We start from the raw sequence: 22192 nt of genomic DNA on the forward strand, positions 1-22192 counted from the left end.
ATGGCTACGCTTGAACTTCGCAATGTAAACAAGACCTATGGCGCCGGCCTGCCCGACACCTTGAAGAACATCGAACTGTCGATCAAAGAGGGAGAGTTCCTGATCCTGGTCGGCCCTTCGGGTTGCGGTAAGTCCACGCTGATGAACTGCATCGCCGGCCTGGAGACCATCACCGGCGGCGCGATCATGATCGGCGACCAGGACGTCAGCGGCATGAGTCCCAAGGACCGTGACATCGCCATGGTGTTCCAGTCCTACGCGCTGTACCCGACCATGAGCGTGCGCGAGAACATCGAGTTCGGCCTCAAGATCCGCAAGATGCCCCAGGCCGACATCGACGCCGAAGTGGCGCGCGTGGCCAAGCTGCTGCAGATCGAACACCTGCTCAACCGCAAGCCGGGCCAGCTCTCCGGCGGCCAGCAACAGCGCGTGGCCATGGGCCGGGCACTGGCACGTCGGCCGAAGATCTACCTGTTCGACGAACCGCTGTCCAACCTCGACGCCAAGCTGCGCGTCGAGATGCGTACCGAAATGAAGCTGATGCACCAGCGCCTCAAGACCACCACGGTCTACGTGACCCACGACCAGATTGAAGCGATGACCCTGGGCGATAAGGTGGCGGTGATGAAGGACGGCATCATCCAACAATTCGGCACGCCGAAAGAAATTTACAACGACCCTGCTAACCTATTTGTGGCAAGCTTTATCGGTTCACCACCGATGAACTTCGTTCCTATGCGCCTAAAACGCAAGGACGGGAAGTTGGTGGCGCTGCTCGACAGCGGCCAGGCGCGATGCGAATTGCCGCTGGGTATGAACGACGCCGGCCTGGAAGACCGTGATGTGATCCTGGGCCTGCGCCCGGAGCAGATCGTGTTGGCGGCGGGTGAGGGTAATGGTTCATCGAGCATACGTGCCGAGGTCCAGGTCACCGAGCCGACCGGCCCGGACACACTGGTGTTTGTGCAGCTCAATGACACCAAGGTCTGCTGCCGTTTGGCGCCTGATGTGGCGCCGCAGGTGGGCGAGACCCTGACACTGCAATTCGATCCATCCAAGGTATTGCTGTTCGACGCCAACACGGGCGAGCGCCTCGGCACTGCTTCTTCATTGCCCGCACAGGGGCATGCGGACAACGTGGCCCAATTCAAAGGTCGCTGAAGTAGATAAGTTGTTGTTTTAGATGAAAAAAAGTAACCCGCGTTAGATAAAAACAGTTTAATAACAATAAAGACGAGGATGTAGGGATGAAAAAGCAACACAACAACACTCGGCTGATCTGCCAACTGTCAGCAGCAGCAGCCCTTGTACTGTCCGCCAATGCGATGGCGGCCGATGCATTCAGTGCCGACTCCAAGTGGATGACCGGTGATTGGGGCGGCGAGCGTACCAAGCTGATCGAGCAAGGTATCGACATCAAGGCTGACTACGTAGGGGAAATGGGCGCCAACCTGCGCGGCGGCTACAACGACGACAAGACCGGCCGTTACTCCGACCAGTTCGGGTTGGGCGTGGCGCTGGACCTGCAAAAGCTGTGGGGCTGGGATAACACCCAGGCCAAGATCCAGCTGACTAACCGTAATGGCCAGAACATCTCCAACGACCGCATTGGCGACCCGCGTGCCGGCACGCTGAGCTCGTCCATGGAAGTCTACGGTCGTGGCCACATGGTGCGTCTGACCCAGTTCTGGATTCAGCACCAGATGTTCGACAACAAGCTGGACGTGAAGCTCGGCTACTTCGGTGAAGGCGAAGACTTCAATACCTTCCCGTGCGACTTCCAGAACCTGTCGTTCTGTGGCTCCCAGGTCGGCAACTATGTAAACACCTGGTACAACTGGCCGGTCAGCCAGGCCGCGATCCGCGTGAAGTACAACATCACGCCTGAGCTGTATGCGCAAATCGGTGCATACAACCAGAACCCGTCGCAGCTGGAGCACGGCAACGGCTTCAAACTCAGCGGCAGCGGCACCAAGGGCACCGTGATTCCGGTGGAGTTGGTCTGGTCGCCGAAGGTGAATAACCTGCCGGGCGAATACCGTGTGGGTTACTACAAGAGCGCCGCCGATGCTGCTGACGTTCGTGAAGACGTCAATGGCAACGATGCTGCTACCACCGGTGCGGCCTACCGTACCCGCAGCAGCAAAAAAGGCTACTGGTTCGTTGCCCAGCAGCAACTCACCACCCATAACGGCGACGCTTCCCGTGGCTTGAACATCGCCGCCAACGCGACCTTCCACGACAAGGAAACCAACCTGGTCGACAACTACCAGTCGTTGATGCTGGTGTACAAAGGCCCATTCGACGCGCGTCCGAAAGATGACGTCGGTATTGGTGCTGCGCGTCTGCACGTCAACGATGACGTGAAGAAAAACGCCGAACTGCTGAATGCCGCCAACGGCGTGGCCGACTACGACAACCCGCTGTTCTCGCCGATCCGCGAAACCGAGTACAACTTCGAAATCAACTACGGCTTCCACGTCACCAACTGGCTGACCGTGCGTCCCAACCTGCAATACGTTGTCCAACCGGGCGGCGTGGATAAAGTCGACAACGCGCTGGTGGCGGGCCTGAAAATTCAGTCTACGTTCTAACGCTGTTGCGATAAGCTCCTTCTCTCTGTGCGCATTTTGCGGGTAGCCATGGCTATCCGCTTTTTTTTGGGTGGCACTGTGATATTTGGGACCGTGGCACATGCATGAGCAACCGCTGCAACGCTTTTTCAAATCCCTGCGCGAGCGTCCGGTGTTCGCCTGGGAGCGCTTTCAGATGCGCGACGTGTTGGTGATCGACCATCCGCTGTGCCAGGCGGTGTTCAGTCGCCAGGGCGCGCAATTGTTGCACTTTCAGCCCCGTGGCCAGAAACCCTGGCTGTGGTGTGCGGCCAAGTGGCCGCAAGTCGGCGCCATCCGTGGCGGCATACCGGTGTGCTGGCCGTGGTATGGCCGCCATCCGAGCGAAAACGCATGGCCTTCCCATGGTTGGGCGCGGTTGATCGACTGGAAGCTGCTCGACAGCAGCAGCGACGACGACGGCGTGCGCCTGCACTGGCAATTGCAGCTGTGCGACTGGCAGGTCGACCTGCACGCGCACCTGGGCGACACCCTGGAATTGCGCCTGAGCACCGAGCACCAGGATGAGTTGCCGTGCCAGTTGAGCCATGCTTTGCACGCTTACTGGCGTATTGGTCACGTCGATGAGATAGCGCTGTCTGGGCTCGACGGCGCGCACGGTTACGACCAGCTCAATCGCCAGGCGTGCCAGCAGGAAGGCGAACTAAGGGTTGATGGCGGCTGCCAGCGGGTGTTCCAGCACGATGGCGAACTGCACCTCAAGGATCACTCCTGGCAGCGTGAATTGTGCATTGATACCGGCGACAGCGCCGACACCGTCGTATGGCATCCCGGCAGCCGGCCGCTGCTGGGGGTGAGCTTCAACGAAGCGTCGGGGTTTGTGTGCGTGGAGTCGGCGATGGCCGGGGCGAGTCTGGCGCCGGGGGAGAGGGCGCATCTCAGTTTGCAGGCGCGGGCAGGCGCCTAGCACATTGTCGTAGATACCGTCTTATCCGACACTGCTACGGTGGCAGGGGCTTAGTTGAACTCATCCCCCACCGGATACCGGCTGTCATTCAAGCTCTCTTTGATCTTGCGCAAATGCGGCTGGAAATCCACTCCACGGCGCAAGGTCATACCGGTCGCCAGCACATCCAGCACCGTCAACTGAATGATCCGTGAGGTCATCGGCATATAGATGTCGGTGTCTTCGGGCAGTGGAATGTTCAGGCTTACGGTACTGGCCTTGGCCAGCGGCGAGTTCTCGGCGGTTACGCCCAGCACCGACGCACCGTTTTCCCTGGCGATACGCGCCACTTCCACCAGCTCACGGGTGCGCCCGGTGTAGGAAATAATCACGAACAGCTCGCCCGTGTGGGCCACCGAGGCGATCATGCGTTGCATCAGCACGTCGGCGTGGGCGGTGACCGCCAGGTTGAAGCGGAAAAACTTGTGCAGCGCGTCCATGGCCACCGGCGCCGAAGCGCCCAGGCCGAAGAAGTGGATCTGCCGCGCCTGGATCAACAGGTCCACGGCCTTGCTGATCAGGGCCGGGTCCAGGGCCTGGCAGGCGGCGTCCAGCGAGGCGATGGCGCTGCCAAAGATCTTCTGGGTGTAGGCCTCGGGGTTATCATCGGCCTCCACGGCGCGGCTGACGTACGCTGCGCCACTGGCCAGGCTTTGCGCCAACTGCAATTTAAGTTCAGGGTAACCGCTGACGCCGAACGAACGGCAGAAACGGTTGACCGTCGGTTCACTGACCGAGGCGGCCTGGGCAAGGGCTGCGATGGAGAAGCGGGTCGCCTGCTGCGGGTTGAGCAGGATGACCTCGGCCACTTTTTTCTCAGCCTTGTTCAATTCTTCGAGGCGGTTCCGGATCTGTTCCAGAAGATTTCGCACGCGGTCCATTCAGTCTTTCCTTCGGGCGACGATGCAAATAAAGGGTGGCAACCAATCGACGAGTGGCCTTTTGCGGTGGCCTATCCTACTGAGGGTAGCTGAACACCACCACTCGGAATGCGTATTTCCGGAAAATGTTGTGGTTATTACTACATTTTTCCTTGAGTGATGCCTTGAAAAAAGGTATTTGTAGCTTAACTTGATAAAAGAACAAACATCATGCCTTCGATAACCGTAGAACCCTGCACCTTTGCCCTGTTTGGCGCCTTGGGTGATCTGGCGCTGCGCAAGTTATTTCCTGCCCTCTATCAACTCGATGGCGCCGGGCTGCTGCACGACGATACCCGCATCCTGGCCCTGGCCCGGGAAGCCGGTTCCGAGCAGCAACACCTGGCCCATATCGAAAAAGAATTGCGTAAATACGTCGGCAAGGAACTGGACGAGAGCATCGCCCAGCGTTTCCTGGCGCGCCTGACCTATGTCCACGTCGACTTCATGAAGGCCGATGACTACGTGGCCCTGGCGGAAAAGGCCGGCACCGAACAACGCCTGATTGCCTACTTCGCCACGCCTGCGGCGGTGTACGGTGCGATCTGCGAGAACCTGTCCAAGGTCGGCCTGGCGGAAAACACCCGCGTCGTGCTGGAGAAACCCATCGGTTCGGACCTGGAATCCTCGCGCAAGGTCAACGACGCCGTGGCGCAGTTCTTCCCGGAAAACCGCACCTACCGTATCGACCACTACCTGGGCAAAGAGACCGTCCAGAACCTGATCGCCCTGCGTTTCGCCAACAGCCTGTTCGAAACCCAGTGGAACCAGAACTACATTTCCCATGTGGAAATCACCGTGGCCGAGCAGGTCGGCATCGAAGGCCGTTGGGGCTATTTCGACAAGGCCGGCCAGTTGCGCGACATGATCCAGAACCACCTGCTGCAACTGCTTTGCCTGATCGCCATGGACCCGCCGGCCGACCTGTCCGCCGACAGCATCCGTGACGAGAAGGTCAAGGTGCTCAAGGCCCTGGCGCCGATCAGCCCGGATGGCCTTACCACTCAGGTGGTGCGTGGCCAGTACATCGCCGGCTACAGCGCCGGCAAGCCGGTGCCCGGTTACCTGGAAGAAGAGAACTCCAACACCCAGAGCGACACCGAAACCTTCGTCGCCCTGCGCGCCGACATTCGTAACTGGCGTTGGGCCGGGGTGCCGTTCTACCTGCGTACCGGCAAGCGCATGCCGCAGAAACTGTCGCAGATCGTCATTCACTTCAAGGAACCGTCCCACTATATCTTCGCCCCCGAGCAGCGCCTGCAGATCAGCAACAAGCTGATCATCCGCCTGCAGCCGGACGAAGGTATTTCCTTGCGCGTGATGACCAAGGAGCAGGGCCTGGACAAGGGCATGCAACTGCGCAGCGGGCCATTGCAACTGAATTTTTCCGATACCTATCGCAGTGCGCGCATCCCCGATGCCTACGAGCGTTTGCTTTTGGAAGTGATGCGCGGCAATCAGAACCTGTTTGTTCGCAAAGATGAAATCGAAGCCGCGTGGAAGTGGTGTGACCAGTTGATCGCCGGGTGGAAAAAATCCGGTGATGCGCCCAAGCCGTATGCGGCGGGGTCCTGGGGGCCGATGAGCTCGATTGCACTGATCACGCGGGATGGGAGGTCTTGGTATGGCGATATCTGAATTGAAACTGCCTCGGGGCGTGACTGCCCACGAGTACCGCACGCCTGTGCTGCTGGCGGACGGCCTGGCCAACGACGTGGCCGAACAACTGCGCGCGGCCATCAGTGCCCGTGGCGAAGCGACCCTGGTGGTGTCCGGTGGCCGCAGCCCCGTGGCGTTTTTCCAGAACCTGGCCAGGCAAGGCCTGGACTGGTCCAAGGTCACCATCACCCTGGCCGATGAGCGCTGGGTGCCGGTGGAACACGCCGACAGCAATGCCGGCCTGTTGAAGCAGCACCTGTTGCAAGGCCCGGCGGCCAAGGCCAGGTTTCTCAGCCTGTACAGCGCCGCCGCCAACCTTGAAGACGCTGCCGAGCAGGCCGATCGCCTGCTGGCCGAGTTGCCGGCCATTGATGTGCTGGTGCTGGGCATGGGCGATGACGGCCACACCGCATCGCTGTTTCCCAACAGCCCGAACCTCGCCGCTGCACTGCAGGCCGACGGTACCCGCCGTTGCTGGCCGATGCTGGCGCCGACCGTGCCGCACCAGCGCCTGACCATGAGTCGCGCATTGCTGGCCACGGCCCACTACACCGCGCTGTCGATTTCCGGCAGTTCGAAATTGACCACCTTGAGCGCCGCGCTGGCCAGTGACGACGTCGCTGCCATGCCGATTCGCGCGTTTTTGCAACCTACTTTAGAGATTTACTGGTGCCCATGAGCCAAGGATCAGCCGCTATGAAAAGCCCTCAACCGACCGTGTCCATGGCGGATAAAGTTGCCCTGATCGACAGCCTCTGCGCCAAGGCGCGGATCCTGCCGGTGATCACCATTGCCCGCGAGCAGGACATCCTGCCGCTGGCCGATGCCCTGGCAGCCGGTGGTTTGACCGCATTGGAAGTGACCTTGCGTTCCGAGTTCGGCCTCAAGGCCATTCAGGTGCTGCGTGAGCAGCGGCCTGAACTGTGCACCGGCGCCGGCACCGTACTCGACCGCCACATGCTTGAAGCGGCGGAAGTCGCCGGTTCGCAATTTATCGTCACCCCCGGCATCACCCGTGACCTGCTGGAAGCCTCGGTGCACAGCCCGATCCCGCTGCTGCCAGGCATCAGCAACGCCTCCGGCATCATGGAAGGCTACGGCCTGGGCTACCGTCGCTTCAAACTGTTCCCGGCCGAAGTCAGCGGTGGCGTTGCCGCGATCAAGGCCTTGGGCGGCCCGTTCGGCGAAGTGAAATTCTGCCCGACCGGCGGCGTCGGCCCGGCCAATATCAAAAGCTACATGGCGTTGAAAAACGTGATGTGCGTGGGCGGCAGCTGGATGCTTGACCCGGAGTGGGTGAAGAACGGCGACTGGGCCCGCATCCAGGAAGTCACCGCGCAGGCGCTGGCGCTGCTGGATTGATCTGATTCATCGAATCGTTGTTGCTGTGCTTAACGGCATTTTTGCGGTGCACTTGGTCGGTGTACCGCTTTTTTTTTGCCGGTAAAAACCTGAGGCCCACCTTTAATCTCTGCTTAGCTCGGTAATGGCATTGACCAGGACATTGATGTCCTCCGCCGACGTCACCAACCCCGGTGTCACGCGGATACAGGTACCAAACGCCGCACCGGTGCGCGTAGTAGTGAACAGCCCATAGTCCTTGAGCATGCGATCCACCATCACCTGCTGATCCCGCCCGCTGAACTTGAACGCCGTAATCCCGCAATACAGCCGTGGATCATCCGGCGTCAGCACCTCGATCCCCGGCAACGGTCGCACCTGTCTCACCCATAAATCCCGCAGGTAATTGATCCGCGCGCCCTTGGCCGCCGCGCCACCCAGCGCGCGATGTTCTTGCAGTACCAGCGGCAAGGTCATCAGTGCCGGAAAGTTCGGCGTGCTGTACGACGTACGCGCCCGCACGTCGGTGGCGGGGTAGTGGAACTCGCCCATGTCCGGATCAATGTCAGCCAGGCGTTTGGGGGCGATATAGAGGAACCCCAGGGTCAGCGGCGCGCCGATCCATTTGTGCAGGTTGAAGCCGGCGAACGCAATGCCCAGTTCGGCGAGGTTGAGCTCGATCTGGCCCAGTGCATGGGCGCCGTCGAGGATCACGTCGATGGCATGCTCACGCGCAGCCTTGGCGATGGCCTCTACGGGCATCACCAGGCCGGTGCGGTGGGTCACATGGGTCAGTGCCATGAGCTTCAGGCGCGGGTATTGGGCGAACGCATCGCGATAGGTCTGCAACAGGCTGTCGAAACTGGCTGGGTGGGTGTGGGACAGTTCTATCACCTCCACACCGCGAACCCCCGCCAACCAGCGCATCGCACCTTTGACCGTGTCGTACTCCAGGTCGCTGATCAGCACCTGATCGCCGGGTTGCAGGCGGTTGTAGTTGCGGATCAGCGACTGCAAGGCTTCGGTGGCGTTGCGGGTAAAGGCGACTGCCTCGGGGTCGACGTCGATCAGGCCCGCCAGTTGGCGACGGAGCTCGACGTTTTCACCTTGCTCGAAGCGCTGGCGCACATACAGCGAGTTGCTGCGGTTGATAAACGCCACATGCTCCAGGTACTGCGCCTGCACCTCGCGGCTCATACGCCCGAAGTAGCCGTTCTCCAGGTTGATCGGGCCGGGCTCCAGCGCATAGCGCTGGGCGATGGCCTGCCAGTGAGGTTCGTTGTCAGCATTCCTTGGCATGGCGAGTCTCTTAATGGCGGGGGGCGGGTTTGCCGTGTTTAACGCGCAGCGGTTCCAACAATTCAGACAAGCCGTTGTGGTCGATTTCCTGCATCAATGCTAGCAACCCACCCAGTTCGCCGTGGGGAAAGCCTTCGCGGGCGAACCAGTTCAGGTAGGGACCCGGCAGGTCGGCGATGATCCGGCCCTTGTACTTGCCGAAGGGCATTTCGCGGGTGATCAGCAGTTCGAGTTTTTCGGGATTCATGGGCTTCGTATTGAGTGAGGCGAGGTCTTCGAAAATACAGGCATTCTGCATGAAGGCCAAATGACAGATCATGCAAATAACGTACATACAGATGGTTCAAATATTTTTAAGTTATTGAAAATAAACATAAAAGTAATTTTTCAAAACCTGGCACGAGCGCTGCAATCATTAAGACAACCCTTCTTCACCTGCCTAAGGAATTGAAAAATGACTGACATCAACAAAGAATCGATCTCCGTACTGAACGACCTGATCGAGACCAGCATCGACGGCCAGAAAGGCTTCAAGGAATGCGCAGAAGACATCAAGCATCCGGAACTCAAGGCGCTGTTTGCCAAGCGCTCCGCTGACTGCGCTACCGCCGCCGCCGAATTGAAGACCGCCGTGCGTGCCCTGGGCGGTGATCCGGAAGACTCCGGCAGCGTAGCCGGCGCCCTGCACCGTGGCTGGGTCGACGTGAAGTCGATGGTGACCGGTAAGGACGAAGAGGCTGTGCTGAACGAAGCCGAGCGCGGCGAAGATCACGCACTGAAGGCTTATAAAGAAGCCATCGAGAAGATCAACAAGCACAACCTGCTGGGCATTCGTGACCTGGTTGAGCGTCAGTACCACGGCGTGCAACGCAATCACGACCAGGTAAAAGCCCTGCGTAACCAGGCTCGCGCTCAGTCCTAAGCGCTGCTGTGTAAGACATGTGGGAGGGGGCTTGCTCCCGATAGCGGTGGATCAGTCGATATTTCAATGACTGACACACCGCCATCGGGGGCAAGCCCCCTCCCACATTTGTATTGTGTTGGCCTTGAAACCCTACTCAGCCGATGCTGATCGGCGGCAACTCGGTCAAGGTCACGACCTGCTGCTTGCGTGGTGCAAGAATTTCCGCCTCGCCATCCACGACCAGCTCATCGCGCTGGTTGAACACACGGGTGGCAATGCGTACGCGAAACTTCGGCAGCTTCTCGAGGATTTCCAGGCGCACGGTCAGGGTATCGCCGATTTTCACCGGCTTCTGGAAGCTCATCTGCTGGCCGATATAGATAGTGCCCGGCCCGGGCAGCTCACACGCAACGGCCGCGCTGATCAGGGCGCCGCTGAACATACCGTGGGCGATACGCTCCTTGAACATGGTCGCCTTGGCGTATTCGGCATCCAGGTGTACCGGGTTGTGGTCGCCGGACATGGCGGCAAACAGCTGGATATCACGCTCTTCGACGGTCTTGCTGTAGCTGGCGGTCTGGCCGACTTCAAGGGCTTCGTACGGGGTGTTGGTTACCTGGGTCATCTAAAGGTGCATCCTGTGGCTAATCGGTAATTTAACTATCTGATTTTAAACGTAAATTTATTCGCAGTGGGCCGGCCTGCGCAAGGTCAGGGCCTGGTCGAGCCACGTCAGCACATCGGCGGTGACTTCGTCGCGATTGGTTTCGTTGAACACTTCGTGACGCGCCTGCGGGTAGATATTCAGTTGCAGGTGCTGGCTGCCGGCCTCACGCAGGGCATGGGCCAGGCTTTTGAGACGCTTGCCCTCACTGACCGGATCACATTCGCCGCCCATCACCAGGATCGGCAGGCCCGGATCGATCTGGGCGAGATTGGACGCTTTGCTGATTTGCTGCAAGCCGCCGAGCAGATCGATCCATAGTTGGTTGGTACAGCGGAAGCCGCAGAGTGGATCGTTGATGTATTTGTCGACTTCGTTCGGGTCACGGCTGAGCCAGTCGAACGCGGTGCGAGTGGGCTTGAATGCCTTGTTGAACGAGCCGAACGACAGGAACTCGATCAACGCACTGCGCCCGCGCACACCCTGGCGCAGGCGTTCGGCGCGAGCGATCAGCCGTGCGGCGCGGTACAGCGCCACGGGCTGGAAATTCGAACCGCTGAGAATCGCTCCATGCAGGCTGGCGCTGTGGTGCAGCAGGTAGGCCTGGGCGATATAGCTGCCCATGCTGTGGCCCAGCAAAATGATCGGCAGCCCCGGCTGCTGCTGGCCGATGTGCTGGTTGAGGCTGGCCAGGTCGCCGACCACTTTGTTCCAGCCATCCTTTTCGGCATACAGGCCCAGCGTACCTTCGTCGGCGGTGCGGCCGTGGCCACGCTGGTCCGGCGCATACACGCCATAGCCTGCACTGCACAAGGCTTCGGCCAGCCGCGCATAGCGCCCGCTGTGCTCCGCCATGCCGTGGGACAGCATGACCACCGCCTTCGCCGGGCCGTCGGGCATCCAATGATTGACGTACAGGCGGCTGCGGTCATTCGCGGTCAGCCAGAAGGTGCTGTGGTTCATGGGGTTCCCTTTCTCAAGGTCTGCTCAAGGTCTGCTCGACGTTGTTGCAGTGTATAGCTCATCTGTCAGGCGACGGGGTATCTGCCTGCGCATCAGGGACAAGATTCATACAATCAATGACGCAATTTGCTGTATTTGCCTGCTTGGCCATAGCTGCTAACGTCCCCCAAGCTCCGCTTTCTATAAAAGCGGCCAGACACCTTCAGGTAAGGGGACAAGAATAATGCAACCTGATTTCTGGAATGACAAACGCGCGGCGGGCGTTCCCAATGACATCGACCTGTCGGCCTACAAGTCGGTAATCGAAGTCTTCGAGCGCTCGTGCAAGGCCTTTGCCGACCGTCCGGCATTCAGCAACATGGGCGTCACCCTGACCTACGCCGAGCTTGAGCGCCAGAGTGCGGCGTTCGCCGGCTACCTGCAGCAGCACACCGACCTCAAGCCCGGCGAGCGCATCGCCGTACAGATGCCCAACGTGCTGCACTACCCGATTGCCGTGTTCGGCGCACTGCGCGCCGGGCTGATCGTGGTCAACACCAACCCGCTCTACACCCCGCGCGAGATGCGCCACCAGTTCAAGGACGCCGGCGTGCGTGCCCTGGTCTACCTCAACCTGTTCGGTTCGCGGGTGCAGGACGTGTGCACCGACACCGAGATCGACTACCTGATCGAAGCCAGGATGGGCGACTTCATGCCCGCTGCCAGAGGCTGGCTGGTCAACACCGTGGTCGACAAGGTCAAGAAGATGGTCCCGGCCTACCACCTGCCGCGTGCGGTGTCGTTCAAGCGCGCCCTGCGCATGGGCGCGGGCCTCGGCGTGACGCGCCATCCGGTGAACCTGGACGATATTGCCGTGCTGCAATACACCGGCGGCACCACCGGCCTGGCCAAGGGCGCGATGCTCACCCATGGCAACCTGGTGGCGAACATGCAACAGGCGCGCGCGTGCATGTCCCAGGTGGGCGACGACGGCCACCCGCTGATCAAGGAAGGGCAGGAGGTGATGATCGCGCCGCTGCCGCTGTACCATATCTATGCCTTCACCGCGAACTGCATGTGCATGATGGTCTCGGGTAACCACAACGTACTGATCACCAACCCCAGGGACATCGGTGGGTTTATCAAGGAGCTGAAAAAGTGGCGCTTTACCGGGCTGCTGGGGCTCAACACGCTGTTTGTGGCGTTGATGGACCACCCGGAGTTCAAGAACCTGGATTTCTCCCACCTCAAGCTCACCAACTCCGGCGGTACGGCCCTGATCAAGGCTACCGCCGAACGCTGGGAGCAGATCACCGGCTGCTCGATCGGCGAGGGCTATGGCCTGACGGAAACTTCGCCGGTGGCCAGCACCAACCCCTACGGCAAGAAATCACGCCTGGGGACCGTGGGCATCCCGGTGCCCGCCACGGCGATGAAGGTAATTGATGACGAAGGCACCGAGCTGCCCCTGGGCGAGCGCGGTGAGTTGTGCATCAAGGGCCCGCAGGTGATGAAGGGCTACTGGCAGCAACCGGCGGCCACTGCTGAGGCCCTGGACGCCGAAGGCTGGCTGAAGACCGGTGACATCGCGGTGATCGACGAAGATGGGTTTGTGCGCATTGTCGACCGCAAGAAGGATTTGATCATCGTCTCGGGTTTCAATGTATACCCCAACGAAATCGAGGACGTGGTGATGGCCCATCCGGCCGTGGCCAACTGCGCGGTGATCGGCGTGCCGGACGAGCGCACGGGGGAGGCGGTGAAGCTGTTCGTGGTGGCGCGTGCAGAAGGGGTGAGCCTTGAGGAGTTGAAGGCGTACTGCAAGACCAACTTCACGGGTTACAAGGTGCCCAAGCACATTGTGTTGCGCGACTCGTTACCGATGACGCCGGTAGGGAAGATCCTGCGCAGGGAACTACGCGACATCGCCTGATGTGAGAAGCGGTAAAAATGTGGGAGGGGCGGTGCGACGATTCGACTTGCCCCCTCCCACATTTGTCGTGCGTCGTCCTGAAGGCCTTATTCCAGAGCCTTTCATCAAGGTATTTCACTTCTGTTTAAAGTGTGACCAAATATTGTAGGACAGTCGTGATTATGACTGCGGGGCCCTCTTTAGGCTCTAGTCGGCCCTTGGCAAAGCTGCTACTCTCGGCGCGCTTTGTGACGTCTAGGCCTGCTTGAAAGCGCCAGATTCACCAAAAAAAACATACACCAATAATAATCGCATCAAATGCGATGATGAATTCGCGTCGCTGAGGAGTGGGCTTCCATGCACGAAGACTTTTGGAAGGATAAGTACCCCGCCGGGATTGCTGCAGAAATCAATCCAGACGAGTATCCGAATATTCAGGCGGTATTGAAGCAGTCCTGCCAGCGCTTCGCCAACAAACCGGCCTTCAGCAACCTGGGCAAGACGATCACCTACGGTGAATTGTACGAACTGTCCGGCGCCTTCGCCGCGTACCTGCAACAGCATACCGACTTGAAGCCCGGCGATCGCATTGCCGTGCAGTTGCCCAACGTCCTGCAATACCCGGTCGCCGTGTTCGGTGCCATCCGTGCCGGCCTGATCGTGGTCAACACCAACCCGCTGTACACCGCGCGGGAAATGGAACACCAATTCAATGATTCCGGCGCCAAGGCGCTGGTCTGCCTGGCCAACATGGCCCACCTGGCGGAAAAGGTCGTGCCCAAGACCGCCGTCAAGCATGTGATCGTCACCGAAGTCGCCGACCTGTTGCCGCCGCTCAAGCGCCTGCTGATCAACAGCGTCATCAAGTACGTGAAGAAAATGGTCCCGGCCTATCACTTGCCCAAGGCGATCAAGTTCAACGACGTACTCGCCAAGGGCCAGGGGCAAGCGGTCAACGAAGTCTGCCCGGCCAGCGGCGATGTGGCCGTATTGCAATACACCGGTGGCACCACCGGCGTGGCCAAGGGCGCGATGCTCACCCACCGCAACCTGGTCGCCAACATGTTGCAATGCAAGGCGCTGATGGGCTCCAACCTCAATGAAGGTTGCGAGATCCTGATCACGCCGCTGCCGCTGTACCACATCTATGCATTCACCTTTCATTGCATGGCGATGATGCTGATCGGCAACCACAACATCCTGATCAGCAACCCGCGCGACCTGCCGGCGATGGTCAAGGAACTGTCGAAGTGGAAGTTCAGCGGCTTTGTCGGCCTGAACACTCTGTTCGTGGCGCTGTGCAACAACGAAGCCTTCCGCAAGCTGGACTTCTCCGCGCTGAAAGTCACCCTGTCGGGCGGCATGGCCCTGCAACTGGCGGCGGCCGAGCGTTGGAAAGCCGTGACCGGTTGCGGCATCTGCGAAGGCTATGGCATGACCGAAACCAGCCCGGTGGCCACGGTGAACCCGATCCAGCATATCCAGATCGGTACCATCGGCATTCCGGTGCCGTCGACCCTATGCAAGGTCATCACCGACGACGGTGTCGAGCTGGCCCTGGGTGAAGTCGGCGAATTGTGCGTCAAGGGCCCGCAGGTGATGAAGGGCTACTGGCAGCGTGAAGACGCCACCGCCGAGATGCTAGACAGCGAAGGCTGGCTGAAGACCGGCGACATCGCGATCATCCAGCCGGATGGCTACATGCGCATCGTCGATCGCAAGAAGGACATGATCCTGGTCTCCGGCTTCAACGTGTACCCCAACGAGCTGGAGGACGTGCTGGCGGGCCTGCCGGGCGTGCTGCAGTGCGCGGCCATCGGTGTGCCGGATGAAAAATCCGGCGAACACATCAAGCTCTTCATCGTGGTCAAGCCGGGCGCCACCCTGACCAAGGAGCAGGTCATGGAGCACATGCGCGCCAACGTCACCGGCTACAAGGTGCCCAAGGCCGTGGAGTTCCGCGATGCGTTGCCGACCACCAACGTGGGCAAGATCCTGCGCCGCGAGTTGCGCGATGAAGAACTGAAGAAACTCGGTCTTAAAAAGTAATCCGATCCAAATGTGGGAGGGGCTTGCCCCCTCCCACATTTTTTTGACCGCGTTCTTACACGGCGAACTGCGCGAAGCTCACACCCGCACCTGCCGGCCGCACATCCTTCAAGAACGAATCCTTATCCGCGCTCAGCTCCAGGGTAATCTCCGGCTTGCGCTTGCCCGCATTGCGCACCACCAGCCCCTCGAGCTTTTCACGCAGGAACACGGTCGGCACCTTCAGGTGCAGCAGCTGGTCGGTCTCGGCGTTGTGCATCAACAGGTGAATCCACTCGTACTGGCCGACGGCAATACGCCCCACCGGCAGATCGAACCACCAGATGTTGCGTTTGCGGTCCAGGTCGGTGAAGTGGCAGTTGTTGACGCCGAGTACGGCACCGCCCAGTTCCTGGTTTCTGCGGGCGATGGCCTGTGCTTTATTGAGTTTCATAACCTTCCTACGGGATCTGTTATTCAGCGTTGGAGCCTGAATGTGCCGGGCATTCTCGTGGGTTGGCTGCAAAACATAAAGCCAAACCTGTCGTTGGCGATGAAATGTTCAGCGAAAAATAATTGAAACTCTGCCGAACGGCCTTGGGTCAATCTCTACGTAATGACCAAAACCCTTTGATTGTTCTTTCGGAGAAATACCATGGGCAGCACAGCGGATAAGGCAAAAGGTTTGAAAGACGAGGCCGTCGGTAACATCAAGCAAGGCGTCGGCAAAGTCACCGGCAACGACAAACTGCGCGCTGAAGGCGTCGTGCAGGAAAAGAAAGGCCAGGTTGAAAAAGCCGTGGGCGACACCAAGGACGCGGTGAAAAAAGCGACCAAGTAAGACTGCCATCGTGCAGCCCGACGGCCATCCACGGATGGCCGTTTTTATGTCACATGCAGTGATTAAAGTTTCGAAATTGTTTCAAGGTCGCCAAATAGGCTACCTTGATGTAGAAAACGGCCCCTGAGTCGCCCACGACCCCCTTTTTGCGGCGAAAGGAGACGCTATGATTTTTCCGGTTCTCGATGGTCTCAAGCTCCACACAGTGCTGGTGCGCACCGTCAAGGAATTCGTCGATGACGAGATGTCCACCTACGCCTCGGCACTGGCCTACCAGATGCTATTTTCGTTATTTCCCTTCCTGCTGTTCCTTATCGCCCTGATCGGTTTCCTGCACCTGCCGGACTTTTTCACCTGGCTGCGCCTGCAATCGGAGCTGGTGTTGCCGCCCCAGGCCCTGGAGCAGGTCAACCCGGTGATCGACCAGTTGCAGCAATCCAAGGGTGGCCTGCTCTCGGTGGGTATCGTGATTGCCCTCTGGACCGCCTCCGCTGGCGTGCGCCTGATGATGAGCGCCATGAACGCCGCGTACGACGTCGTGGAAGGCCGGCCGATCTGGAAGCGTTTCCCGCTGTCGGTTTTCTACACCATCGGCATCGCCGGCATGCTGCTGGCCGCCGCCGCGCTGATGGTGCTCGGCCCACAGGTGATGGAATGGCTGGCCGGCCAGATCGGTATGCAGGAATTCGTGGTGACCTTGTGGACCATCGTGCGATGGCCGCTGATCGTGATCCTGCTGATGTTTGCCGTGGCCCTCATGTATTACGTGATGCCGGACGTCGAGCAGAAATTTCGCTTTATTACCCCAGGTTCGGTGCTTGCGGTGGTGGTGTGGATCGTCGCCTCCCTCGGTTTTGGCTACTACGTCAAAACCTTCGCTGACTACAACGCCATGTATGGCAGCATCGGTGCGATCATCGTGTTGCTCCTGTACTTCTACATTTCCGCCGCCGTGCTGTTGCTGGGGGCGGAGATGAATGCCGTGATCGAGCACATGTCGGCCGAAGGCAAGGAGCCAGGCGCAAAGGATTTCGATGAGCCCGCGCCCGCGCACGAAAAACAACATGTCTCCGGCCTCGGCCGCGACCACTCCAAACCCACTACCGATGAAGTCTGATCGATGATCCGTGAAATCCTGAAAATGGGCGATGAACGCCTGCTGCGTATCGCCCCACCGGTACCGCCGGAAATGTTCGACAGCCCCGAGCTGTGGCAATTGATCGACGACATGTTCCAGACCATGGAGCACGTGGGCGGCGTCGGCCTGGCCGCGCCGCAGATTGGCGTCGACCTGCAACTGGTGATTTTTGGGTTCGAAGCCAGCGAGCGCTACCCGGATGCCCCGCCGGTGCCGCAGACCATCCTGATCAACCCGTTGATCACGCCGCTCAGCCCGGTGCGGGAAGAAGGCTATGAAGGCTGCCTGTCGGTGCCCGGACTGCGTGGTGCGGTGGACCGTTACCAGCAGATTCGCTACGAGGGGTTTGATCCGAAGGGCGAGCCGATCGTACGTTTTGCCGATGGCTTCCACGCGCGGGTGGTGCAGCATGAATGCGATCACCTGATCGGCCGGCTTTACCCCTCGCGCATTACCGACTTCAGCAAGTTCGGCTTTATTGAAGTGATGTTTCCCGACATGGACCCAACCGCTGACGAGTAATCGCCGACCCGTTGAGAACAAAATGTGGGCGGGACCAGGTTATTTGGCCGGTTTGACGAACCGCAACGTCATCCGGTCTGACTCGCCAATCGCCACATATTTTGCCTTGTCCTGCTCCCCCAATTTCAACGTCGGCGGCAACGTCCACACGCCGGCGGGATAATCCTTGGTGTCCTTCGGGTTGGCGTTGACCTCGCTCTGGCCTGCCAGCTTGAACCCCGCGTCGGTGGCCAGTTTCACCACCTGGGCGGTGGTCAGGTAACCGCTGTCCTTGATCGCCTCCAGCTCGGCCCCGTCCTTGGCCCGGTGATCTTCCACACCCAGCACGCCACCCGGTTTCAACACCGTGTAGAACGCGTGGAACGTGGCCTCGGCGGTATCGGCCAGCACCCAGTTATGCACATTGCGGAACGTCAGCACGGCGTCCGCCGAAGCAGGTTTGCCGAACACCGGTGCCTTGGGGTCGAACTCGACCACGTCTGCCTTGGCATAGCGCGTAGGGTCGGCGGCGAATTTGTTTTTCAGGTTCTCTTCGGACGTGCGTGCATAGGCGCTGCTGCTCGGCGCTTGTACGGCGGCGATGTAATGCCCGTGCTCCTTGAGCAACGGTGCCAGCAGTTCGCTGTACCAACCGCCCCCTGGGGTAATTTCGATCACGGTCTGCCTGGCGCGCAGGCCAAAGAATTCCAAGGTCTGCTGCGGGTGGCGATAGCCGTCGCGGGCGCTGTTGGCCGGGTCGCGCCAGTTGCCGGCCAACACGCTGGCGTATTGCTGGGCGCTGATCGGTGCGTCGGCGGCCTGGCTGAACGTGGGAACGAGGAGGGCGGTAAGGGACAGCGCTGCAAAGGTCGCTTTCATGATCATCCGAAAAGTGGGCCACTGTGTCGCCGAGGCTAGCATGGGACCCATGCGGGGCGATCACACATTATCCGAGGACGACCTCACTAAACGATCTAAGCCCATCGCGATCATCGGTTTGTTACGTTTGTAGCGCACCAGCCGCTCGCTGAGGGATTGCGGCAATAGCGTGTCCTGGGTGAAACCCATGCGCTGATACAAACCCTCCAGGTCCGGATGGCACAACAACCACAGCGTGCCTTGCACCTCGGCCGCCGCCGCGGCTATCAATCGCCCCGCCAACCCCTGGCCGCGATACGCCGGGTCGACAAACACGCCGGTCAACCACTGTCCGCCGATCACGGGTGTCAGGCACAGACCGGCGACAATCTCGCTGTCGCGCGCTACCCACAAACGCCCGCCCTTGAGTGCCTTCATCGGTGAGTCATGACGGCGATAAAACTTGTTCAGCAGCGGCCATAGCGGCTCAGCCAGGGGGGCGATGTGCAGTTCGGGCATGGTGTTTGGGCAACATAATCAAGGGCCGGGGATTATAAGCGCCTTCTGTGCGGCAATAGGTGGTATACCCAGTGTTACATCCCCTGTAAGTGGAGCATGCATCATGGCCAAAGGTATGGATTCAAAGAAAGCCGCGAAGAAGAAACCGGCAAAGACCGCCGACGAAAAACGCGCCGACAAGAAAGCCAAGAAAACCGAGACAGGCCTGTTCGGTCACTGAGTTAACGATCATTCCCACGCACCCGCGTGGGAATGCCGCCAGGGACGCTCGGCGTCCCACCTGTGACTTAGATCGCCGCCAGGGTTTCCTTCACTGCCTGCGCCTGCGGGTCAGTGGTCTTCGCCGCTACCTGCTGCTCTTGCTGCTGCTTCAAACGTTCGGCCACTTGCTTGGAAATGGCGTCCTGCTTTTCCTGTGACATGTTCTGCACATCCGCCTCGGTCAACCCTTGTTCCTTGAGCAATTGCTCACGGATACGCTCGGCCGGGGTTTTGCTCATGTAATCGGTGAAGTCTGTGCGGGCGGAGCTGGTGGCGGGGACATCCGTCGTCACCGTGGTGGCCGCTGTGCTGGCCTGCAACTGCACGCGGGTCTTGGCGAAAGCTTCGTCGATGCGATCGCCCGCCTTGTCCAGATCCTTCTGCGCGGCCGGCAGGGTCACGCTTTGCTGCGCCGCTTGCAGGGCGCCGCTGTACAGCGTGCTGGCGGCGGCGTTGGCAGGGTCCATGTCGGGACGCGTGATCTTTTGAAGGGTCGACACGGCTTGGGGGTTGTTGTTAACCAGCATGATCGGTCACCTGGGAAAATGTTCGGTGCCATAGCGGGAGCAAATAACATGCCGGGTCCGATAACCCCGGTTTGACTGGATTTGGCCTGGCCGCCGCGGCAAACATTGTCCCGCAGGCGGCCAACCGTTGCCGTCAATGGGCGATATTTTCCAAGGCCAGGTTGCGCGTACGCGGGCCGAACCAACTGATGGTGATCATCACGATCAGCATGCTGCTGGCAATAAACGCCAACACACCGGGTGTGCCCAGGTGTTCGAGGATAAAACCGATCAACAGGCTGCTGAACACCGTCGACAAGCGGCTGAACGAATAGCAGAACCCCACCGCCCGCGCGCGGATATTGGTCGGGAACAGCTCGCTCTGGTAGGAGTGGTAACTGAAGCTTAGCCAGGCGTTGCAGAAGGTGATCATCACCCCGCAGATTACCAGCCCCACCGCCGTGGTTTGCAGGGCGAACAGGCTGCCGAAGATCACCGCACCCATGGCGGAGCCGACGATCTGCCATTTGTTTTCGAAGCGGTTGGCCACCTTCACAAACAGCAACGGCCCCAGCGGGTAGGCGAGGGTGATGATAAAGGCGTACAGCAAGCTGTGGGTCACGCTGACACCCTGGCCCGAAAGCAGCGCCGGCAACCAGTTGCCGAAACCAAAGAAGCCGATGGCCTGGAACACATGGAACACAATCAGCATCAACGCGCGGCGGCGGTATGGCGGTTGCCAGATGTCGGCAAAACGGCCGCTGCCTTGCACGCTGACGGTTTCGGGTTCGGGTTCATCCAGGGGTTTGCCATGGTCTTTCCGGCAGCGTGCCTCCAGGGTGTCCATGATCCTGCCGGCTTCTTCGAAGCGGCCTTTCTGCGCCAGCCAGCGCGGTGATTCCGGCAGGCGCTTGCGCAGTTGCCAGATAAACAGCGCAAACACCGCACTGCTCAGCACCACCCAGCGCCAGCCCGACACCCCGAACGGCGCCTGGGGCACCAGCCACCATGACATCAATGCCACGGCCGGCACCGACAGGAACTGGATGAAAAACGCAAAGGCGAACGCCGAACTGCGCATGCGCTTGGGCACCAGTTCCGATAGGTAGGCGTCGATGGTCACCAGCTCGATGCCCAGGCCGATGCCCACCAGGAAACGCATGCCGATGATGCCCAGCGCGGACGTCTGAATGCCCATCAACACCGTGGCGACGGTGTACCAGATCAAGGCAAAGGTGAAGATCGCCCGGCGCCCGAAGCGGTCGGCGATGGGGCTGAGCAGGCTGGCGCCGAGGAACAGGCCGAGGAAGGTCGCCGAGGCGAACGCCGCCTGGTCGGAGAAGCCAAACACGCCCTCGCTGCCGGTGTGGAAAATCCCGTCACTGATCAGGCCGGGGCTGATGTAGGCGGTCTGGAACAAGTCATACAGCTCGAAAAAACCGCCGATCGACAGCAGCGCCACCAGGCGCCAGACCGTGGCGACGGCGGGCAGGCGGTCGATACGCGCGCTGATATGGGCGGCGCGGATCGGGTCGATGCCGTCTGTAGCAGGGAGTGCAGGCATGGCGGGAAAAACTCAGTCAGTGATGGGGATATCGAAGGTCTGAAATGCATCGTCCAGCGGATGGTAACCCAACACCCGCGTGGTTTCGCTCAGGTCCAGGCGCTTGAAGCGGTTATTGGAAATGCCATGGGCGATCAGGTGTTTCACGCCCTCGGCCTCCACTGCACGCTGCAGCAGCTGCACGGCATCCCGCGGGCTGAGCCAGGCGCTGAGGTCGCGGGCGTTGTTCAGGTCGTGGGTTTCAACGAATTCGAACGCGCCGATGCGCAGGGCAATCGTCGACAGCGGGGTTTTCGCCGCGTAGTAGCCACACAGCGCTTCGCCGTAGCATTTGCTCACGCCATACAGGTTGGCCGGCATCACCTGCATGCCTGGGCTGATCTGCCGGTCTACCGGGTAGCCTTCGATGGTTTGCGCGCTGCTGGCGAACACCAGGCGCTGTACACCCGCCGCCACGGCGGCTTCGAACAGGTAGGTGGTGGCGAGGATATTGTTCGGCAGCAATTCGTCGAACGTGGCGCTGGCGTAGGGGATGCCCGACAGGTGCACGATCACATCGATGCCTTCGAGCAAGCTGGCGAGGCTGGCTTTGTCGCTGAGGTCGGCGTGCACGAAGCGGTGTTCGCCCAGGTCGAAATCAGGCGCGATGCGGTCGGTGAGGGTGAAACGGTAGCGGTCTCTCGAGGCTTCGAAAAACGTCTTGCCGATTCTGCCGCAGGCGCCGGTGAGCAGTACGTTGAGTCCTTTCACGGGCAT

Annotated in this window: 23 protein-coding genes; 12 read left to right on the forward strand and 11 right to left on the reverse strand. The window is 60.1% G+C overall.

The genetic code is table 11. The annotated features are described in order from the left end of the window. The 3 genes from V3W40_RS24890 (at position 1) to V3W40_RS24900 (ending at position 3540) form a co-directional block, all read left to right on the forward strand. Positions 1-1161, forward strand: a complete 1161-nt coding sequence (locus V3W40_RS24890; RefSeq protein ID WP_065939136.1) for an ABC transporter ATP-binding protein — start codon at positions 1-3, stop codon at positions 1159-1161. An 86-nt stretch (positions 1162-1247) separates the two neighbouring features. After that, positions 1248-2594, forward strand: coding sequence for a carbohydrate porin (locus V3W40_RS24895; RefSeq protein WP_027605594.1), 1347 nt, complete (start codon positions 1248-1250; stop codon positions 2592-2594). Positions 2595-2694: 100 nt separating this feature from the next. Beyond that, positions 2695-3540, forward strand: a complete 846-nt coding sequence (locus V3W40_RS24900; RefSeq protein ID WP_330215800.1) for a D-hexose-6-phosphate mutarotase — start codon at positions 2695-2697, stop codon at positions 3538-3540. Between the two features lie 50 nt (positions 3541-3590). Here the strand turns inward: V3W40_RS24900 and V3W40_RS24905 are convergent, their stop codons facing one another. After that, entirely contained in the window at positions 3591-4451 is an 861-nt protein-coding gene (locus V3W40_RS24905; protein ID WP_169898656.1) for a MurR/RpiR family transcriptional regulator, read from the reverse strand. Positions 4452-4670: 219 nt separating this feature from the next. On the opposite strand from V3W40_RS24905, the gene zwf reads away from it, so the two are divergent. Genes zwf through V3W40_RS24920 form a run of 3 tightly spaced genes read left to right on the forward strand, consistent with a single transcriptional unit; the run spans position 4671 to position 7520 of the window. Further along, positions 4671-6137, forward strand: a complete 1467-nt coding sequence (gene zwf / locus V3W40_RS24910; RefSeq protein WP_027605596.1) for a glucose-6-phosphate dehydrogenase — start codon at positions 4671-4673, stop codon at positions 6135-6137. After that, positions 6124-6837: a 6-phosphogluconolactonase gene (gene pgl, locus V3W40_RS24915; RefSeq protein WP_092488914.1), complete on the forward strand. Its 714-nt coding sequence runs from the start codon at positions 6124-6126 to the stop codon at positions 6835-6837. The genes zwf and pgl overlap by 14 nt, the downstream gene beginning before the upstream one ends. Before the next feature lie 17 nt (positions 6838-6854). Then, the gene (locus V3W40_RS24920; protein WP_026067364.1) at positions 6855-7520 is read left to right on the forward strand and encodes a bifunctional 4-hydroxy-2-oxoglutarate aldolase/2-dehydro-3-deoxy-phosphogluconate aldolase; all 666 of its coding nucleotides are present in this window, start codon (positions 6855-6857) and stop codon (positions 7518-7520) included. 102 nt (positions 7521-7622) lie between these two features. On the opposite strand, the gene V3W40_RS24925 is transcribed toward V3W40_RS24920, so the two are convergent. Both V3W40_RS24925 and V3W40_RS24930 read right to left on the reverse strand, forming a co-directional pair. Next, complete coding sequence (locus V3W40_RS24925) at positions 7623-8798, reverse strand: aminotransferase class V-fold PLP-dependent enzyme (protein ID WP_330215801.1); 1176 nt, start codon at positions 8796-8798, stop codon at positions 7623-7625. A gap of 10 nt (positions 8799-8808) precedes the next feature. Further along, positions 8809-9045, reverse strand: a complete 237-nt coding sequence (locus V3W40_RS24930) for a DUF3820 family protein (protein ID WP_017139191.1) — start codon at positions 9043-9045, stop codon at positions 8809-8811. Between the two features lie 207 nt (positions 9046-9252). Between V3W40_RS24930 and V3W40_RS24935 the strand changes: the two genes are divergently transcribed. Then, positions 9253-9720 carry a ferritin-like domain-containing protein gene (locus V3W40_RS24935; RefSeq protein WP_032891010.1) on the forward strand — a complete coding sequence of 156 codons (468 nt, stop codon included), beginning with the start codon at positions 9253-9255 and terminating at the stop codon, positions 9718-9720. A gap of 136 nt (positions 9721-9856) precedes the next feature. Here the strand turns inward: V3W40_RS24935 and V3W40_RS24940 are convergent, their stop codons facing one another. Together V3W40_RS24940 and V3W40_RS24945 are read right to left on the reverse strand one after the other, a co-directional pair. Further along, positions 9857-10327, reverse strand: coding sequence for a MaoC family dehydratase (locus tag V3W40_RS24940; RefSeq protein WP_003175719.1), 471 nt, complete (start codon positions 10325-10327; stop codon positions 9857-9859). A gap of 57 nt (positions 10328-10384) precedes the next feature. Then, the gene (locus tag V3W40_RS24945; RefSeq protein WP_065925284.1) at positions 10385-11329 is read right to left on the reverse strand and encodes an alpha/beta hydrolase; all 945 of its coding nucleotides are present in this window, start codon (positions 11327-11329) and stop codon (positions 10385-10387) included. A 223-nt stretch (positions 11330-11552) separates the two neighbouring features. Between V3W40_RS24945 and fadD2 the strand changes: the two genes are divergently transcribed. Together fadD2 and fadD1 are read left to right on the forward strand one after the other, a co-directional pair. Next, entirely contained in the window at positions 11553-13241 is a 1689-nt protein-coding gene (fadD2, locus tag V3W40_RS24950) for a long-chain-fatty-acid--CoA ligase FadD2 (protein WP_065925283.1), read from the forward strand. Positions 13242-13577: 336 nt separating this feature from the next. Next, on the forward strand, positions 13578-15269 hold the full coding sequence (fadD1, locus tag V3W40_RS24955) for a long-chain-fatty-acid--CoA ligase FadD1 (protein WP_027605602.1): 1692 nt from the start codon (positions 13578-13580) through the stop codon (positions 15267-15269). Between the two features lie 55 nt (positions 15270-15324). On the opposite strand, the gene V3W40_RS24960 is transcribed toward fadD1, so the two are convergent. Next, on the reverse strand, positions 15325-15702 hold the full coding sequence (locus V3W40_RS24960; protein ID WP_027605603.1) for a hypothetical protein: 378 nt from the start codon (positions 15700-15702) through the stop codon (positions 15325-15327). 201 nt (positions 15703-15903) lie between these two features. Here V3W40_RS24960 and V3W40_RS24965 point away from each other — a divergent pair, with 201 nt between their 5' ends. The 3 genes from V3W40_RS24965 (at position 15904) to def (ending at position 17749) form a co-directional block, all read left to right on the forward strand. Beyond that, entirely contained in the window at positions 15904-16089 is a 186-nt protein-coding gene (locus tag V3W40_RS24965) for a CsbD family protein (protein ID WP_016973106.1), read from the forward strand. Positions 16090-16255: 166 nt separating this feature from the next. Beyond that, a complete protein-coding gene (locus V3W40_RS24970) occupies positions 16256-17206 on the forward strand; it encodes a YihY/virulence factor BrkB family protein (protein WP_027605604.1) in 951 nt (316 codons plus the stop codon). Positions 17207-17209: 3 nt separating this feature from the next. Next, positions 17210-17749, forward strand: a complete 540-nt coding sequence (gene def / locus V3W40_RS24975; protein WP_065925282.1) for a peptide deformylase — start codon at positions 17210-17212, stop codon at positions 17747-17749. Between the two features lie 39 nt (positions 17750-17788). On the opposite strand, the gene V3W40_RS24980 is transcribed toward def, so the two are convergent. The 5 genes from V3W40_RS24980 to V3W40_RS25000 form a co-directional block, all read right to left on the reverse strand. Continuing rightward, entirely contained in the window at positions 17789-18607 is an 819-nt protein-coding gene (locus tag V3W40_RS24980) for a class I SAM-dependent methyltransferase (protein ID WP_315872389.1), read from the reverse strand. Between the two features lie 60 nt (positions 18608-18667). Further along, entirely contained in the window at positions 18668-19105 is a 438-nt protein-coding gene (locus tag V3W40_RS24985) for a GNAT family N-acetyltransferase (protein ID WP_065925281.1), read from the reverse strand. 287 nt (positions 19106-19392) lie between these two features. After that, positions 19393-19893 carry a hypothetical protein gene (locus V3W40_RS24990; protein WP_065925280.1) on the reverse strand — a complete coding sequence of 167 codons (501 nt, stop codon included), beginning with the start codon at positions 19891-19893 and terminating at the stop codon, positions 19393-19395. Positions 19894-20026: 133 nt separating this feature from the next. Next, positions 20027-21436 (reverse strand): MFS transporter, encoded by a 1410-nt coding sequence (locus tag V3W40_RS24995; RefSeq protein WP_065947863.1) that lies wholly within the window; start codon positions 21434-21436, stop codon positions 20027-20029. A 12-nt stretch (positions 21437-21448) separates the two neighbouring features. Then, entirely contained in the window at positions 21449-22186 is a 738-nt protein-coding gene (locus V3W40_RS25000; RefSeq protein ID WP_065947862.1) for an NAD-dependent epimerase/dehydratase family protein, read from the reverse strand. Between the last annotated feature and the right edge of the window lie 6 nt (positions 22187-22192).

The organism is Pseudomonas sp. AM8, from assembly GCF_036346475.1.
GTDB lineage: Bacteria > Pseudomonadota > Gammaproteobacteria > Pseudomonadales > Pseudomonadaceae > Aquipseudomonas > Aquipseudomonas marginalis.

Bases quoted from the DNA above. Each gene is read 5' to 3' on its own strand.
- V3W40_RS24995 (WP_065947863.1), bottom strand. From the start codon at position 21,436: ATGCCTGCACTCCCTGCTACAGACGGCATCGACCCGATCCGCGCCGCC.
- V3W40_RS24940 (WP_003175719.1), bottom strand. From the start codon at position 10,327: ATGACCCAGGTAACCAACACCCCGTACGAAGCCCTTGAAGTCGGCCAG.
- V3W40_RS24945 (WP_065925284.1), bottom strand. From the start codon at position 11,329: ATGAACCACAGCACCTTCTGGCTGACCGCGAATGACCGCAGCCGCCTG.
- V3W40_RS24990 (WP_065925280.1), bottom strand. From the start codon at position 19,893: ATGCTGGTTAACAACAACCCCCAAGCCGTGTCGACCCTTCAAAAGATC.
- V3W40_RS24980 (WP_315872389.1), bottom strand. From the start codon at position 18,607: ATGAAAGCGACCTTTGCAGCGCTGTCCCTTACCGCCCTCCTCGTTCCC.
- V3W40_RS24970 (WP_027605604.1), top strand. From the start codon at position 16,256: ATGATTTTTCCGGTTCTCGATGGTCTCAAGCTCCACACAGTGCTGGTG.
- V3W40_RS24925 (WP_330215801.1), bottom strand. From the start codon at position 8,798: ATGCCAAGGAATGCTGACAACGAACCTCACTGGCAGGCCATCGCCCAG.
- V3W40_RS24890 (WP_065939136.1), top strand. From the start codon at position 1: ATGGCTACGCTTGAACTTCGCAATGTAAACAAGACCTATGGCGCCGGC.
- V3W40_RS24900 (WP_330215800.1), top strand. From the start codon at position 2,695: ATGCATGAGCAACCGCTGCAACGCTTTTTCAAATCCCTGCGCGAGCGT.
- fadD1 (WP_027605602.1), top strand. From the start codon at position 13,578: ATGCACGAAGACTTTTGGAAGGATAAGTACCCCGCCGGGATTGCTGCA.
- V3W40_RS24985 (WP_065925281.1), bottom strand. From the start codon at position 19,105: ATGCCCGAACTGCACATCGCCCCCCTGGCTGAGCCGCTATGGCCGCTG.
- pgl (WP_092488914.1), top strand. From the start codon at position 6,124: ATGGCGATATCTGAATTGAAACTGCCTCGGGGCGTGACTGCCCACGAG.
- V3W40_RS24935 (WP_032891010.1), top strand. From the start codon at position 9,253: ATGACTGACATCAACAAAGAATCGATCTCCGTACTGAACGACCTGATC.
- def (WP_065925282.1), top strand. From the start codon at position 17,210: ATGATCCGTGAAATCCTGAAAATGGGCGATGAACGCCTGCTGCGTATC.
- V3W40_RS24965 (WP_016973106.1), top strand. From the start codon at position 15,904: ATGGGCAGCACAGCGGATAAGGCAAAAGGTTTGAAAGACGAGGCCGTC.
- V3W40_RS24960 (WP_027605603.1), bottom strand. From the start codon at position 15,702: ATGAAACTCAATAAAGCACAGGCCATCGCCCGCAGAAACCAGGAACTG.
- V3W40_RS24920 (WP_026067364.1), top strand. From the start codon at position 6,855: ATGAAAAGCCCTCAACCGACCGTGTCCATGGCGGATAAAGTTGCCCTG.
- zwf (WP_027605596.1), top strand. From the start codon at position 4,671: ATGCCTTCGATAACCGTAGAACCCTGCACCTTTGCCCTGTTTGGCGCC.
- V3W40_RS24895 (WP_027605594.1), top strand. From the start codon at position 1,248: ATGAAAAAGCAACACAACAACACTCGGCTGATCTGCCAACTGTCAGCA.
- fadD2 (WP_065925283.1), top strand. From the start codon at position 11,553: ATGCAACCTGATTTCTGGAATGACAAACGCGCGGCGGGCGTTCCCAAT.
- V3W40_RS24930 (WP_017139191.1), bottom strand. From the start codon at position 9,045: ATGAATCCCGAAAAACTCGAACTGCTGATCACCCGCGAAATGCCCTTC.